Annotated in this window: 13 protein-coding genes; 6 read left to right on the plus strand and 7 right to left on the minus strand. The window is 73.5% G+C overall.

What is annotated here, in order from left to right; translation table 11 throughout:
* Positions 1-272: 272 nt before the first annotated feature.
* Genes ABT123_RS32970 through ABT123_RS32980 form a run of 3 tightly spaced genes read right to left on the minus strand, consistent with a single transcriptional unit; the run spans position 273 to position 3126 of the window.
* Positions 273-1184 carry a LysR family transcriptional regulator gene (locus ABT123_RS32970; RefSeq protein ID WP_351321461.1) on the minus strand — a complete coding sequence of 304 codons (912 nt, stop codon included), beginning with the start codon at positions 1182-1184 and terminating at the stop codon, positions 273-275.
* Between the two features lie 9 nt (positions 1185-1193).
* Positions 1194-2126, minus strand: a complete 933-nt coding sequence (locus ABT123_RS32975; RefSeq protein WP_502971125.1) for a DMT family transporter — start codon at positions 2124-2126, stop codon at positions 1194-1196.
* A gap of 49 nt (positions 2127-2175) precedes the next feature.
* Positions 2176-3126, minus strand: coding sequence for an EamA family transporter (locus tag ABT123_RS32980; RefSeq protein WP_351321463.1), 951 nt, complete (start codon positions 3124-3126; stop codon positions 2176-2178).
* A gap of 92 nt (positions 3127-3218) precedes the next feature.
* Here ABT123_RS32980 and ABT123_RS32985 point away from each other — a divergent pair, with 92 nt between their 5' ends.
* Positions 3219-3716 carry a MarR family winged helix-turn-helix transcriptional regulator gene (locus ABT123_RS32985; protein WP_351321466.1) on the plus strand — a complete coding sequence of 166 codons (498 nt, stop codon included), beginning with the start codon at positions 3219-3221 and terminating at the stop codon, positions 3714-3716.
* 131 nt (positions 3717-3847) lie between these two features.
* Here ABT123_RS32985 and ABT123_RS32990 read toward each other — a convergent pair whose 3' ends face one another.
* Genes ABT123_RS32990 through ABT123_RS33000 form a run of 3 tightly spaced genes read right to left on the minus strand, consistent with a single transcriptional unit; the run spans position 3848 to position 6411 of the window.
* The gene (locus ABT123_RS32990; RefSeq protein WP_351321468.1) at positions 3848-4084 is read right to left on the minus strand and encodes a hypothetical protein; all 237 of its coding nucleotides are present in this window, start codon (positions 4082-4084) and stop codon (positions 3848-3850) included.
* A 20-nt stretch (positions 4085-4104) separates the two neighbouring features.
* Positions 4105-6156: a 4-alpha-glucanotransferase gene (malQ, locus tag ABT123_RS32995; RefSeq protein WP_351321470.1), complete on the minus strand. Its 2052-nt coding sequence runs from the start codon at positions 6154-6156 to the stop codon at positions 4105-4107.
* Positions 6157-6171: 15 nt separating this feature from the next.
* Positions 6172-6411 carry a hypothetical protein gene (locus ABT123_RS33000; RefSeq protein ID WP_351321472.1) on the minus strand — a complete coding sequence of 80 codons (240 nt, stop codon included), beginning with the start codon at positions 6409-6411 and terminating at the stop codon, positions 6172-6174.
* A gap of 224 nt (positions 6412-6635) precedes the next feature.
* On the opposite strand from ABT123_RS33000, the gene ABT123_RS33005 reads away from it, so the two are divergent.
* Positions 6636-9692, plus strand: coding sequence for a glycoside hydrolase family 84 protein (locus tag ABT123_RS33005; RefSeq protein ID WP_351321474.1), 3057 nt, complete (start codon positions 6636-6638; stop codon positions 9690-9692).
* A 56-nt stretch (positions 9693-9748) separates the two neighbouring features.
* Here the strand turns inward: ABT123_RS33005 and ABT123_RS33010 are convergent, their stop codons facing one another.
* Positions 9749-10288, minus strand: a complete 540-nt coding sequence (locus ABT123_RS33010; protein WP_351321476.1) for an HNH endonuclease — start codon at positions 10286-10288, stop codon at positions 9749-9751.
* Positions 10289-10551: 263 nt separating this feature from the next.
* Here ABT123_RS33010 and ABT123_RS33015 point away from each other — a divergent pair, with 263 nt between their 5' ends.
* The 4 genes from ABT123_RS33015 to ABT123_RS33030 all read left to right on the plus strand — a co-directional run bounded on the left by ABT123_RS33015 (position 10552) and on the right by ABT123_RS33030 (position 15432).
* Positions 10552-11640, plus strand: coding sequence for a mechanosensitive ion channel family protein (locus ABT123_RS33015; protein ID WP_502971126.1), 1089 nt, complete (start codon positions 10552-10554; stop codon positions 11638-11640).
* 183 nt (positions 11641-11823) lie between these two features.
* Positions 11824-13020: an ROK family transcriptional regulator gene (locus ABT123_RS33020; protein WP_502971130.1), complete on the plus strand. Its 1197-nt coding sequence runs from the start codon at positions 11824-11826 to the stop codon at positions 13018-13020.
* A 116-nt stretch (positions 13021-13136) separates the two neighbouring features.
* On the plus strand, positions 13137-14471 hold the full coding sequence (locus tag ABT123_RS33025) for an ABC transporter substrate-binding protein (RefSeq protein WP_351321482.1): 1335 nt from the start codon (positions 13137-13139) through the stop codon (positions 14469-14471).
* A 7-nt stretch (positions 14472-14478) separates the two neighbouring features.
* Positions 14479-15432, plus strand: a complete 954-nt coding sequence (locus ABT123_RS33030; protein ID WP_351321484.1) for a carbohydrate ABC transporter permease — start codon at positions 14479-14481, stop codon at positions 15430-15432.

The following is a 15432-nucleotide window of genomic DNA, read 5'->3' on the forward strand; positions in this document are numbered from 1 at the left end:
ATATCAACACCCGCTGTAGCACACTCTTCCCCACCACGACGCTCTCCCGATCCCCCCCCCCCCCCCTCCCCGAACCCGGGGCTCCGCCCCGGACCCCGTGGGGTTGCCCGGGCTTCGCCCGGCACCCCGCTCTCGGGGGCTCCGCCCCCAAACCCCCCGGGGCGGAGCCCGGGCACCCAGGGGGTGTGGGGCGCAGCCCCCACAGGCGGGGTCCGGGGCCGCAGGCCCCGGTTTCGGGAAGGGGCGGGGTGGGGGAAGGCTCCGCGCAGCGGTTAGGGGCGGGGGGTGGCTGCGTTGCGGAGGGCCTCCAGGACCTGGGCCACTGCCGGGGCGGTGTCTGCGCCGCGGCGGGTGGCTGCGATGACGTGCCGGATCGGGCGGTCCCGGCCGAGGTCGCGGACCCGGACGCCGGTGGCGCGGCTCGCCGCCATGCGGGGGATCAGGGCCACGCCCATGCCGGCCTCGACCAGGGCGAGGATCGCGGTCCAGCCGGCCGCCGAGTGCGCCTGTTCCGGGACAAAGCCGGCCGCCTCGCACGCCGTGCGGGTGATGTCCGACCAGGGGCCGGAGCCCCCGTAGATCCAGGGTTCGCCCGAGAGGTCCGCCAGCCGCAGCCGGGGCGCAGCGGCCAGCGGGTGGTCCGGGGGCAGGGCCACGTCCAGGGGGTCGGCGAGCAGCGGGATGCGGGTGAAGCGGGGGTCCCGGGCGGTGGGGGCGTGGGCGGCGAGGGAGAGCGCGAGGTCCACGGCCCCGGCGGACAGCAGCTCGTACGATTCCGCCGCCTCGGTCTCGCGTACCCGGACCTCGACGCCGGGGTGGGTCAGCCGGAGGGCCGCCACGGCCGGGACGACCAGGGCGGGGACGGCGGTGGAGAAAGCGCCGAGCCGGACCTCGCCGGTCTCCCCCGCCCGGTAGCCGGCCAGCTCGGCGTCGGCCCGTTCCAGTTGGGCGAAGACGGCCTCCGCGTGCCGCAGGACCAGGTGGGCGGCGCCGGTGAGGCGGACCCGGCGGCCCTGGGCCTCGAGCAGCGGGACGCCGAGCTGTTTGGCCAGGTTGGTGAGCTGCTGCGAAACGGCCGAGGGCGTCATCAGCAGCGCCTCGGCCGTTGCGGTCACCGTGCCCTGCTCGCCGAGCGTGCGCAGGATGCGGAGCTTCTTGATGTCCCACTCGGTGGTCCCGGTCATGGGCCGAACCTACCGGCGGGCGCCGAGGGCGACGCCGCCGAGGATCAGCCCCATGCACAGCAGCTGGACCGGCCCGGTCTGCTCGCCCAGCAGCAGGAAGCCCAGGACGGCCACGCAGACGGGCTGCAGGTAGTAGACGACGCCCGCGCGGGCCGCGCCGATCAGCGAAATCGCCTTGTTCCAGGCGAAGAAGGCCACGGCGGAGGAGAAGACGCCCACGTAGAGCAGCGGGCCGACGGTGCCGGCGGAGACCTCGAACCCGCCCTGGACGGCGACCGACACCGCGTACGCCGGGGCCAGCATCAGCGCGCCGAACACGAAGGTGGTGAGCAGGAAGGTGAGGCCGGAGATCTCGGCGGGCTTCCGCCGCAGCAGCGCGCTGTAGGAGGCGAAGGACAGGGCGGCGCCGAACATCCACAGGTCGCCGGCGGCGAAGTCCACGGTGAGCGAGCCCTTGCCGACGAGCAGCAGCACGCCGGAGGCGGCCAGCAGCAGCCCGAAGGAGCGGACGGCGCCGAGCTGCTGGCCGCCGAGGCGGGCGAAGACCGCCATGATGACCGGCGAGGCCGCCATGATCATGCCCATGTTGGAGGCGGAGGTGGTCAGTCCGGCCTGGTGGACCAGGGTGTTGTAGAGGGCGATGCCGAAGAACGAGGCGAGGGTGACGAAGCCCAGGTGGCGGCGGATCAGGTGGCGCTGCCGCCAGGCCTCGCGGGCGGCGAGCGGGGCGACGGCGGCGATCGCGATGATCCAGCGCCAGAAGACGGCCTGTACGGGCGGGATGCTGTCGGCCATGCCCCGGGTTGCGACGAAGCTGCCGGACCAGACGACCGTGGCCACGAGGGCGAGCAGGACGCCGAGGCCGGCCGCCTCCTTCTTCGCCTGCGCGGTGCGGTTGCCCGGCTGGTGCCCAGCGGTACGGACGCGGTCCAGGACGGCCACGGCTATCTCCCCCTCGGGTGGGTGCGGTTCATTCGTATGAGGTGCCGGCCTACCGTCGCACCTTCTCATCGCTCAGGTCCATCGAAAACTTTCGATCGTTCTGTTCAGTTTTACTGAACGATTTCCGGGCGGGCAGCTGGCCCACCACGGTCGCGGAGAACGCGATCGCCATCCCGAGGAGCTGGACCGGCGAGAGTGCCTGGCCAAGCGCGGCCCAGCCGATCACGGCGGCGGTGAGCGGGGAGAGCGGGCCCAGCAGGGTCACCGAGGTGGCGGCGAGCCGCCCGATGCCGCGGAACCAGAGCCAGTACGCGGCGCCGGTGTTGAGCAGCATCATGTAGCCGTAGCCCAGGTAGGCCCGGCCGTCGAGGGCGGGCGGGGCGCCTTCCAGCAGGGCGGCGACCGGCAGGATCAGCAGGCCGCCGGCGGTGAGCTGCCAGCCGGCCAGGGCCAGCGGCCCGACGCCCTCCGGGCGCCCCCAGCGCTTGGTCATCACGATGCCGGCCGCCATCGAGGCGGAGGAGGCGACTCCGGCCAGTACGCCGACCAGGTCGAGCGCGGCCCCCGCCTTCAGCACCACCATGCTGACGCCGAACGCCGCGGCGACGGCGGCGAGCAGCGACCGTCTGCTCGCCCTCTCGCCGAGCAGCAGCGCGGCCAGGCCGATGACCATCAGCGGGCCGAACGCGCCGAGTACGGCGGCGACTCCGCCGGGCAGCCGGTAGGCCGACAGGAACAGCAGGGGGAAGAAGGCGCCGATGTTCAGCGCGCCCAGCACGGCCGACTTCCACCACCAGGCGCCCTTGGGCAGGGTGCGGGCGGCGGCGATCAGCAGCAGCCCCGCGGGCAGGGCCCGCATCACCCCGGTGAACAGGGGCCGGTCGGGTGGCAGCAGCTCGGTGGTGACGAGGTAGGTCGAGCCCCAGGAGATGGGCGCGAGGGCGGTCAGGGCAATGGTGCCGATGGTGGCAGTGCGGGCGGTGCGGGCGGTGCGCTTCATGACGAACCCCTCCGGCGCGAAGTAGATTGCTAGAAAGTAGCTTAGCTCTAAGCTACTTTCCGTCAAGCAAGTTTTCTTGCGATACTGCGGTCATGAGCGAACTGGCGAACAGGGACGCGGTGGATGCCATCACCGCCCAGTGGAACGCGGTGCGTCCGGAGCTGGACGTCTCCCCGATGGGGATCTTCGGCCGGATCTACCGGATCGCCCGGGCCATGGGCGACGCAGCGGAACGGGCGTACGCGCGGTACGGGATCTCGCGCGGCGAGTTCGACGTCGTCGCCACGCTGCGCCGGTCAGGCGAGCCGTACACGCTGTCGCCGCGCCAGCTCTCGGCGACGCTGATGCTCACCACGGGCGGGATGACCGGGCGGCTGGACAAGCTGGAGAAGGCCGGGCTGCTCTGCCGCAAGCCCGATCCGCACGACCGGCGGGGACTTCAGGTGACCCTCACCGAAAAGGGCCTGGCGCTCGTCGACGAGGCGGTCGTGGCCGGCCTGGAGGTCCAGCGGGCGGCACTCGCCGGGCTGACCGAGGAAGAGGCCGAACTGCTCACCGGGCTGCTGCGGAAGCTGCTCGCCCAGGTCTGAGCGGCGGCACCGGCCATCGGCGGCACCGGCCATCGGGCGAATGCCCGGGCATGCGAACGGGCCGGTCCGCGCGGAGACTCCACTCGGACCGGCCCACGCGCGGCAGACCGCGCGGGAAGATCTACTGCGGCCTACTGCGGCTGCTGCTTGCGCGACTTGTCGCCGACCATCACAAGACCCGCGATGACCAGGAACAGCGCGATCGGCAGCACCACGAACAGGCCGATGGTCGCGGCGATGCTGAGGCCGGGACCCGGGTCGTCACCGTCGTCACGCGTCAGCGCGAGCGCGGGAGACGTCATCAGCAGCATCATCAGCGTCGTACCGGCCGTCACAGCGCCGGCGCGCAGGGCGTTCTTCTTGTCCACGGTGCAAACGTAGCGAACACCTAAACGAGTCGCGCGCCCGGGGGTGCCGTACGGGACTCCGCCTGCTCCCGCACCGCCCTGAGCAGGGCCTGCGCCCGGGGCGAGGCGGCCAGTCCCTCCAGGGTCACCGGCCGGCCCGAGCCGTCCGCGACCGGCAGCCGCCAATTGGGGTACTGGTCCCAGGTGCCCGGCAGGTTCTGCGGCCGGCGGTCCCCCACCGCGTCCGGCAGCCACACCCCGACCAGCCGGGCCGGGGTGGCCAGCAGGAAGGAGTACAAGGCCTGCACTGCCTCCTCCTCGTTCTTCGCGGTCAGCCCGAGGCCGTCCAGGACCCCGAGCCATTCGGCGGTGTCGGCGGTGTCCGCCGCCCGCTCCTCGGCCGCGGAGCGGGTCAGCAGGCCCAGCCGGTCCCTCAGCTCCACATGCTCCCCCGCCAGTTTCGCGGCGGACGGCGGCAGATCGTGGGTGGTGGCGGTGGCCAGGCAGTCGGCCCGCCAGTCGGCCGGGGCCAGCGGGCGCCCGTCGCCCCGCCAGTCGCGCTCGAACCAGAGCACGGAGGTGCCGAGCACCCCGCGCCGGGCGAGGGCCTCCCGGACCCCCGGCTCGACCGTCCCGAGGTCCTCGCCGATCACCAGTGCCCCCGCCCGGTGCGCCTCCAGGACCAGGATCGCGAGCATCGCCTCGCCGTCGTAGCCCACGTACGTGCCCTCGGCGGGCGGGGTTCCCTCCGGGATCCACCAGAGCCGGAACAGGCCCATCACATGGTCGATGCGGAGCGCGCCCGCGTACCGGAACACCGCCCGCAGCAGCTGCCGGTACGGCGCGTACGCGGTCGCGGCGAGCCGGTCCGGCCGCCAGGGGGGCAGGCCCCAGTCCTGGCCGCGCGCGTTGAAGGCGTCCGGCGGTGCGCCGACCGTCGTCCCGGGGGCGTGCAGACCGGGCGCGGCCCACACGTCCGCGCCCTCCGGGTGCACCCCGACCGCCAGGTCGTGGACCAGACCGACCGTCATGCCCGCCTCCCGGGCGGTCCGCTGCGCCGCGACCAGCTGGGTGTCGGTCAGCCAGGCCAGCCAGCGGTGGAACTCCGCGCCGCCGGGGCCCGCGTCCCCTTCCACATCCGCGTCCGCGGCCACCGGCCACTGCGACCGGTCGGTGCCGTACCGATCGGCCAGCGCCGCCCAGCGGGCGTGCCGGTCCAGGGCCGGGCCGCCGGCGGTGCGAAACCGCGCGTACTCGGCCTCGCGCCCCGGGTCGCGCGGGAGGGCGTACAGGCGCTCCAGAGCGGCCCGCTTCAGTGCCCAGACGGCATCGCGGTCGATCAGCGCGCCCTTCTCCAGCACCTGCCGGCTCAGCTCCGCGCCCTGCTTGCGCAGGCGGGACAGCACGTCCCGGTCGGGGCAGTCGGCGTACTCCGGAAGGTCCTCGATCCGCAGGTGGACCGGATCCGGGAAGCGCCGCGAGGAGGGCCGGTACGGGGACGGGTCGGTCGGGGTGCCCGGCACGGCCGCGTGCAGCGGGTTGACCTGGAGGAATCCCGCCCCGTGGGTCCGCCCGGCCCAGCGCGCCAGCTCCGCCAGATCGCCGAGGTCGCCCATGCCCCAGGAGCGCCGGGACAGCAGCGAGTACAGCTGGACGAGCAGCCCGTACGAGCGGCCGGGCGCGGCCGGGGCCCGGTCCGGGGCCACGATCAGGGTGGCGGTGCCGGTACGGCCATCGGGCGCCTCGGCGGTGATCCGGTGCACCCCGCAGGGGAGGTCGGGCCCCCAGGCCCGCTCGGCCTCGGCGCCCTCCGGCCGGACCAGGAGCCGGGTGCCCGGCGGGAGTTCCGCGAGGGCGGCCGGCACCTGCTCGTCGGCCCAGTGGACCAGGGTCGGGGGCAACAGCCGGGCGGCGGCCTCCCGTTCGGCCCGGGCCAGCGAACTCCGCACGCCCTCCGGGGTGCCGGCGGCCACCCCGAGGAGCCCGAGCACCTCCCGGACGGTCCGCTCCGGCACCCGGACGGTGACGTCCTCGGCCGGCTGGTAGGAGACGGCGACGCCGTGCAGGGCGGCGAGCCGGGCCAGGTCGTCCATGGGGGGGTCCTTTGATCAGACGCCCGCGGCGGTGGCGGGCGTGGTCGGCTCGCTCGTCAGGGGAGCCTCGTCGGTGAGGGGTGGTTCGCTGGTCAGCGGTGCGTGGGCGGTGTCGGCGAGCGGGGGCTCGCTGGTGAGGGGGCCGGAACCGGGGCGGGGCAGGTGGCCGAGGAGCGGGGCGGCAGGGGTAGCGGGGGCGGCGGGGCGTTTGGAGCGGGGCCGGGGCGGGGTGTGGGGGTGCGGGCGGGCGGTCATCGGGCTCTCCTCATGGGGGGCTGCGTGACAACGAGCGCGGGGCCCCGGGGTATGCGGCTGCGCGCGACGGACATCGGAACACCGCAGCCCTACCCATCCCGCTGGCCTGCATTCCTGGGGCATTTCGGTCAGAGCGCCCGCGTACATTGACACTTGAGCCGTACGGGTGGTGGGCTCGGGCTCATTCGTGCGAGCGGGGGGGCCACTCGGAACGAGGAGACAGCGTGCAGCTCAGCGGCAGGAAGCGGGCCACGGCCGTGGCGGTCGCCGTCGTCGGCGGTCTGCTCGGCGGTGCCGCCGTCGGCCCCCCGACGGCCTTCGCCGACCCCTCTCCGGCTGCCCCGGCGGCCCCGGGGACCGATCCCGCCGCCGGCGCCGCGCAGCCGGGCACTGCGCCGACGCCGGGCACTGCGCCGGCTCCGGGGACGGCCCCGGGCACCGGGCTCGCGACCGGCCCCGCCGCCGATCCCGTCGCCGCCCCCCAGGGTCCTCCCGTCTGGCCGCGCCCGCAGTCCCTGACCGCCGACCGGTCCCGCGAAGTCCCGCTCGGCAGCGAGGCCGTTCTGGTGGTGCCGCTCACCGGCGCCGATCCGCATGCCGTGGAGGTGATCCGCACCGCGCTGCGCGCCGCCGGGGTGAAGACCCTGCGCGAGCAGCACCCGTACGTCCCGCTGCCCGCGCAGGGGACCGTCTTCCGGGTCCAGGGCGCGGACGCCGAGGCGGCGCTGCAGGCGCTCGGCGCCGGGACGGCGGAGGACCTGCCGGCCGGCGGCTACCGGCTGGCGGTGGGCCGGGAGGGCGGCCGGGACACCGTCGCGCTGGCCGGCTTCGGCGACGACGGGCTGTTCCACGGCGCCCAGACCCTGCGTCAGCTGCTCGAGGGCGCCCGGGGCAGGGTTCCCGGCGCGGTGGTCCGGGACTGGCCGGCCGCCCCGGTGCGCGGCATCACCGAGGGGTTCTACGGGGAACCGTGGACCTTGGAACAGCGGCTCGCCCAGCTGGACTTCATGGGCCGCACCAAGCAGAACCGGTATCTGCTCGCGCCCGGCGACGACGTGTTCCGGCAGGCCCGCTGGCGCGAGGACTATCCCCAGGCGCAGCGCGAGGAGTTCCGCCGGCTCGCCGAGCGGGCCGCGGTCAACCGGGTGACCCTGGGCTGGGCGGTGGCCCCGGCGCAGTCGATGTGCCTGTCCTCGGCCGCGGACCGCAAGGCGCTGCAGCGCAAGCTGGAGGCGATGTGGGAGCTGGGCTTCCGCGCCTTCCAGCTGCAGTTCCAGGACGTCAGCTACACGGAGTGGGGCTGTTCGGCGGACCGGCAGCGGTACGGCAAGGGCCCGGCGGCGGCTGCGCGGGCGCATGCCGAGGTCGCCGGTGAGCTCGCGGCCGGGCTGGCCCGGCAGCATCCGGGCTCGGCTCCGCTGTCGCTGATGCCCACCGAGTACTACCAGGAGGGCGCCACCGAATACCGGACGGCGCTGGCCGCCGCGCTGGACGGCCGGGTGGAGGTGGCCTGGACCGGTGTCGGGGTGCTGCCGCGCACCATCACCGGCAAGGAACTGGCCGGGGCCCGCACGGCCTTCGGGCATCCGCTGGTCACCATGGACAACTATCCGGTCAACGACTGGGAGCCGGGCCGGATCTACCTCGGCGCGTACACGGGCCGCGAACCGGCGGTGGCCAACGGCTCGGCCGGTCTGCTGGCCCATGCGGCGCAGCAGGGCACGCTGTCCAGGATCCCGCTGTTCACCGCCGCCGACTTCGCGTGGAACCCGCGCGGGTACCGGGCCGGGGCCTCCTGGGAGGCGGCCGTGGCCGAGCTGGCCGGGGGCGACGTACGGGCCCGGGAAGGGCTGGCGGCGCTCGCCGGGAACACCGCGTCCTCGGCGCTGGGGCAGCCCGAATCGGCGTACCTGCACCCGCTGATGGAGGAGTTCTGGCGGGCCCGGGGCGCCGGTGACCGGGCGGCGCTGGACCGGGCCGCGGACCGGCTGCGGGCGGCGTTCACGGTGATGCGGGAGGCGCGCGGGCGGCTCGGCGAGGAGCTGGTGCAGGAGGCGGGGCCCTGGCTGGACCGGCTGGCGCAGTACGGCACGGCAGGCGAGCTGGCCGTGGACACGCTGCGGGCCCAGGCCCGCGGGGACGGCGCGGCGGCCTGGCGGTCCTATCTGGCGCTGGGGCAGGCGCGGACGGCGACGGCCGGGCCGGGCGCGACGGTCGGCCAGGGGGTCCTGGACCCGTTCCTGGCGAAGGCGGCGGCCGAGGCGGACGCCTGGACCGGTGCGGCCCTGCCGACGGCGGGTCCGGTGAGCCGGGATTCCGGGTCCTGGACGCTCCGGCTGGACCGGCCCCGTCCGGTGTCCGCGGTCACGGTGATGACGGATCCGTTGACCCCCGCGGTCCGGGGCGCCTCGGTGGAGGCGCACATCCCCGGGGAGGGCTGGCGCAAGCTCGGCGAGGCGGCCGGCTCGGGCTGGACCCAGGCGGAGGCGACCGGGCTGACGGCGGATGCGGTGCGGCTGGTGTGGGCCGGCGAGGCGCCGGCGGTGCGCGGGCTGGTGCCGTGGTTCGCGGACGGGCCGCAGGCCAGGTTCGAGCTGGGCGGCAACGGCCGTGCGGACGCCGAGATCGGCGGCCGGCCGCAGCGGGTGGCGGCGGAGCTCTCGCCGCTGCGGCCCGGCGAGGTCCGCGGCTCGCTGTCGGCGCGGCCCCCGCAGGGCATCAAGGTGGAGGTGCCGGCCGAGACGACGGTGCCGCGGGGGACCGCGGTGGCGGTCCCGGTCGAGGTCACCGTGCCGGAGGGCACCCCGGCGGGGGTGTACGAGGTCCCGGTCAGCTTCGGCGGGGAATCGAGGACCCTGACGGTCCGGGCCTTCCCGCGGACCGGCGGCCCGGACCTGGCGAAGTCGGCCACCGCCTCGTCCTCGGGGGACGAGACCCCGGACTTCCCGGCCTCGGCGGCGGTCGACGGCCTGGCCACCACCCGCTGGTCCTCACCGGCGGAGGACGGGGCGTGGTGGCAGGCGGAGCTGGCGGCGCCGGTGCGGCTGGGGCAGCTGGTGCTGCACTGGCAGGACGCGTATCCGACGGAGTACCGGGTGGAGACCTCGGCGGACGGCGTCACCTGGCGGCCGGCCGCGACGGTGGCCGACTCGCGGGGCGGCCGGGAGTCGGTGCGCATGGACGCGCCGGACACCCGTTTCGTACGGGTGGTGTGCGACGTCCGGGCGACGCAGTACGGCTGCAGTCTCTGGTCGGCGGAGGCCTACGCGGTCATCCCCTGACGGGTTGTACGACCAAAGCCCCCGCCGCCCTGCCGGGCAGCGGGGGCTCGGGCCGGTCAGGAGGCGGCGGCGGCTCCGATGCGGTCCAGGGCGTCGTCCGCGCCGAACGGCTGGAGGTACGGCATCCAGCGAGGATCGCGGTGGCCGGTACCGATGATGCGCCAGGCCAGCCCCGACGGCGGAGCCGGCTGGTGGCGAAGGCGCCAGCCGAGGTCGACCAGGTGGCGGTCCGCCTTGACGTGGTTGCAGCGGCGGCACGCGGCGACGACGTTGTCCCATACGTGCTGGCCGCCCCGGCTGCGCGGGATGACGTGGTCGACGCTGGTGGCGACGCCGCCGCAGTACATGCAGCGACCGCCGTCCCGGGCGAACAGGGCGCGCCGGGTGAGTGGAACGGGCCCCCGGTAGGGGACCCGCACGAAGCGCTTGAGCCTGACCACACTGGGTGCGGGGACGGCCCTTGTCGCGCTGTGCAGGAAGGCGCCGGATTCTTCCAGGGAGACAGCCTTGTTCTCCAGGACGAGGACGAGCGCGCGGCGGAGCGGTACGACGCCGAGGGGCTCGTACGACGCATTGAGGACCAGGACGTGTGGCACGCGGATGCCTCCTTGTACGCCGGCGGCGCGTGGCTCGCGCCGGGACGATCTGCTCTCAGTCTCTCCTCACGGCTGGCCGAAGCGCCACCACGCGCCCGTAACGGGTCGGAGGTGTTTTCAACCACACCTCTTCCTTTCCCAGGTGAGTCTGGTCTCTCCCTCGAACAACGCGCCGGAGTGGATCTCTTGCCCCGTTAGTGTGGATGGCCTGCCCGCACACACCCCTTTCCGCGGGCAGGCCGCTACACCTGGAGGTTCCCGCCGTGCCCTGGCCCGCCACCCTGCTTCCCGCGGAATCCGATGTTCCGGATGCGCCGCGCAGTGTCCAAGAGGCGCAGGAGAGCGTCACCAACGCCGCGAGCTTCATCGAGGAGAACTGGGCCACCTGGCTGAGCATCGGCCTGAAGATCCTGCTGATCATCGTGATCGCGGGAGTGATCCGCTCGGTGGTCCGCAAGGCGCTGACCAAGCTGATCAACCGGATGAACACCAGCGCGGAGGCCGTGGAGGGCACCGCCCTGGGCGGGCTGCTGGTGAACGCCGAGCGGCGGCGACAGCGCTCGGAGGCGATCGGCTCCGTGCTCCGCTCGGTGGCCTCCTTCGTCATTCTGGGCACGGCCGCGCTGATGGTGCTGGCCGCCCTGAAGATCGATCTGGCGCCGCTGCTGGCGAGTGCCGGTGTGGCCGGTGTGGCGATCGGTTTCGGTGCCCGGAACCTGGTGACGGACTTCCTGTCCGGGGTGTTCATGATCATGGAGGACCAGTACGGCGTCGGCGACAAGATCGACGCCGGGGTGGCGTCCGGTGAGGTCGTCGAGGTCGGACTGCGGGTGACCAAGCTCCGCGGGGACAACGGCGAGATCTGGTACGTCCGCAATGGCGAGATCAAGCGGATCGGGAACCTCAGCCAGGGCTGGGCCACCGCGATGGTGGACGTGCAGGTGAAGCCGACCGAGGACCTGAAGAGGGTCAAGGGGATCATCCAGGGCGTCGCCGACGGCATGGCCAAGGAGGACCCCTGGGACGAGCACCTGTGGGGTCCGGTGGAGGTACTGGGCCTGGGCGAGGTGCTGCTGGCCTCGATGACCGTGAACATCTCCGCGAAGACCATGCCGGGCAAGCAGTTCGCCGTGCAGCGCGAGCTGCGCTGGCGGATCAAGGAGGCCTTCGACGCGGCGGGCATCCAGATCGTCGGCGGTCTGCCCGCCGTGGACGAGGATGCGGCTCCGGCTCCGGACCCGGCAGCCGCCGTGGCCCCGCCGTCGGCGCTGGCCAACCCCACCTCCCCGCAGTCCCTCGCGGCCACCCCGATCCCGGCACCGGCCGGGGACCGCGTGCGCATGACCAAGTAGCCCCACCAGGCAACCCGGAGCACCACCACCGCCGCTGCCCCGCAGACCTTCAGGTCTGTGGGGCAGCGGCATTGACACGGCCCGGACACTGACAGGAAACTTCCCTAACAGTTCACCCGGTACGAGAGAAAGCCCGGTCCCTTGGCGAGCGTGACCCCCGGAACCCCCAGCCTGCTGCGCGCCATGAACGACCGGGCCGCGCTGGAACTCCTGCTGGCCCACGGCCCGCTCTCCCGGACGAGGATCGGCCGGCTGACCGGCCTCTCCAAGCCCACCGCCTCCCAGCTGCTGGCCCGGCTGGAGGCGGCCGGGCTGGTGGTCGCCACCGGCACGGCGAGCGGCCGTCCCGGCCCCAATGCCCAGCTGTACGCGCTGAACGCCGCGGCGGCGCACGTCGCCGGGCTGGACGTCACCCCCGACCGGATCCTCGCCGCCGTCGCCGACCTCACCGGGGAGGTCGCCGGCACCTTCGAGCTCCCCACCCGGGGCCGTCCCGGCCGGGTCGTCGACCAGGTCACCGAGGCCCTCGACGGAGCCGTACGGGACGCCGGACTGCCGGCCTCCGCAATCCACCGCCTGGTCATCGCCACCCCCGGCGCCTTCGATCCGCACACCGGCGCCCTCCGCTACGCCAGCCACCTCCCCGGCTGGCACTCCCCCACCCTGCTGGACGAGCTGGCCGCCGCCCTGCCCATGCCCGTGGAGTACGAGAACGACGTCAACCTCGCCGCGGTCGCCGAGCAGCGCCTCGGTGCCGCCCGCGGCCACCAGGACTTCGTCCTGCTGTGGAACGAGGAGGGCCTGGGCGCGGCCCTGGTCCTCGGCGGCCGGCTGCACCGCGGCTGGACCGGCGGCGCCGGCGAGGTCGGCTTCCTGCCCGTCACCGGCCATCCGCTGGTCCGGCAGGTCACCCGGGTCAACTCCGGCGGCTACCAGGAGCTGGCCGGCGTCCAGGTGGTCCCGGCGCTCGCGGCCCGGCTCGGCATCGAGCCGCCGGAGCCGGCGCCGGCCGAGCCGGTCGGGGGGACCACGGCGTACGGGCCGCAGGTGGCGACCGCCGTGGCCCTGCTGAGCGAGGCCGCCGCCCGGCCGGAGGGCGCCCGGCTGGAGCTCCTGCGGTCCTACGCCACCGCGCTGGCCACCGGCCTCGCCTCGCTGGTCGCCGTACTCGACCCGGAGATCGTGGTGCTGTCCGGCGCGGTGATCGGCGCCGGCGGGGAACCGCTGCACGAGCTGCTGACCTCCGAACTGGCCGACCTCGCCCCCTCCCGGCCCCGGCTGGTGGTCGGGGAGGTACGGGAACGGCCGGTGCTGCGCGGGGCGTTGGAGAGCGCCCTGGCCGCCACCCGCGACGAGGTCTTCGACACCTCCCGCCGCTGACCGCTCCGCCGCCGTACCACCACCGCTCCACGGCTCAACGGCTCCACGGCTCCACCGCTCCACCGCGTTTCCCCTGCACCCCTCAGGAAGATCCCCGCGCAGAGAGTGACACCGCCATGCCCAGAATCTCCCGCCTGAGCTCCGCCACCACCCTGGCCGCCGCGATATCCGTGCTGGCCACCGCGTGTACCGGTTCGACCGGGACCACGGCTTCCGACAACCCGGCCGACGAGGTCACCCTCAACTTCTGGCACGGCTGGTCGGCACCCGGCGAGGTCAAGGCCATCGAGGCGAACATCGCGCGGTTCACGGCGGCGCACCCGAACATCAAGGTCAAGGTCACCGGCAACATGACCGACGACAAGATCAACCAGGCGCTGCGGGCGGGCGGCGGCAAGGCCCCGGACGTGGTCTCCTCGTTCACCACCGACAGCGTCGGCAAATTCTGCAACTCCGGCGCTTTCGTCGACCTCAACCCGTTCCTGGCCAAGTCGAAGATCGACAAGGCGAAGGTGTTCCCGCAGTCCCTGCTGAACTACACCCAGTTCAAGGGCAACCAGTGCACCCTGCCGCTGCTCAACGACGCCTACGGCCTGGTCTACAACAAGGACGCCTTCAAGGCGGCCGGCATCACCGCCCCGCCGAAGACCTGGAGCGAGTTCGCCGAGGTCGCGCAGAAGCTCACCAAGACCAAGGGCGACTCCTACGAGCAGCTCGGCCTGATGCCGACCTTCCACGGCTACGAGACCACCCCGATGCGGCTGGCGGCCCAGTGGAGCCCGACCTACTTCACCCCGGACGGCAAGTCGAACCTGGCCGCGGACCCGGCGTTCGCGAAGATGCTGGCCGCGCAGAAGGACCTGGTGGCGAAGCTCGGCGGGTACGAGAAGCTGGAGCGGTTCCGGGCCTCCTTCGGTGACGAGTGGGGCGCCGAGCACCCCTTCCACAAGGGCCAGGTCGCGATGCAGATCGACGGCGAGTGGCGGCCGAACATGGCCAAGGACGCGGGCGTGACGTTCGAGATCGGCACCGCGCCGCTGCCCGTCCCCGACGACCAGGCCGCCGACTACGGCAAGGGCTATGTCTCCGGCACGATCATGGGCATCGCCTCGGGCAGCAAGAAGCAGAACGCCGCCTGGGAGCTGGTGAAGTACATGACCACCGACACCGAGGCGGTGGTGGCCTTCGCCAACGGCATCCACAACGTGCCCTCCACCCTCGAGGCGCTGGCCTCCCCGAAGCTCCAGGTCGACGACAACTTCAAGACCTTCCTCGACATCGCCAGGCACCCGAAGTCCTCCACCACCCCGCCGCAGGCCGACGGCGGCACGTACCAGCTGACCTTCACCGACCTGGCCTACCAGCACGAGAAGGGCGCGGTCGGCGACCTGCCGGCGGCCCTGGCCAAGACCGACGCGCAGATCGACACGGACATCGCGAAGGCGAAGTAGGCGCCCGATGGCCACCACCGCCACCACCCCGGCCCTCCGCAGGAAGCGCAGGAGGACCGCACTGCGCACGGCGGCCTTCATGTCGCCCTGGCTGATCGGGTTCGGCGTCTTCTTCGCCTACCCGCTCGCGTCCACCGTGTACTTCTCCTTCACGAAGTACGACGGCTTCCGCCCGCCGGTCTTCAACGGCCTGGACAACTGGACCTACGTCTTCACCCAGTACCCGCTGTTCTGGCCGGCGATGCGGAACACCCTGTGGCTGGTCGTGGTGATGGTGGCCTGCCGGGTCGTCTTCGGCCTCGGCATCGGCCTGCTCGTCACGAAGGTCAAAACGGGCGCGGGGCTGTTCCGGACCCTGTTCTACCTGCCCTACCTGGCGCCCCCGGTCGCCGCGACCCTGGCCTTCGTCTTCCTCCTCAACCCGGGCACCGGGCCCGCCAACACCCTGCTGGACGCGGTGGGCCTGCCGCAGCCCGGCTGGTTCACCGACGCCGACTGGTCCAAGCCCGCACTGACCATGCTCGCCGTGTGGGGCATCGGGGACCTGATGGTGATCTTCATGGCCGCGCTGCTCGACGTACCGAAGGAGCAGTACGAGGCGGCCGAACTGGACGGCGCCGGGGCCTGGCGGCGGTTCCGGCACATCACCCTGCCGAACATCTCGCCGATCATCCTGTTCGCGGTGGTCACCGGGGTGATCCAGGCGATGCAGTACTACACCCAGCCGCTGGTGGCGGGAAAGGTGGCGGCCGGCGTGATCGGCGGTTCGGGCCAGCAGTTCGAGCCGGGCTACCCCGACAAGTCCACCCTCACCCTGCCGCAGATCGTCTACAACGTCGGCTTCCAGCGCTTCGACTACGGCACCGCGTGCGTGCTGGCCCTGGTGCTGTTCGCGCTGTGCATGGCCTTCACCGCGCTGCTGATGCGCCGGCGCGGCGGACTGATCGGAACAGGTGACTGA

Source organism: Streptomyces sp. NPDC002054 (assembly GCF_040296685.1).
Classification (GTDB): domain Bacteria; phylum Actinomycetota; class Actinomycetes; order Streptomycetales; family Streptomycetaceae; genus Streptomyces.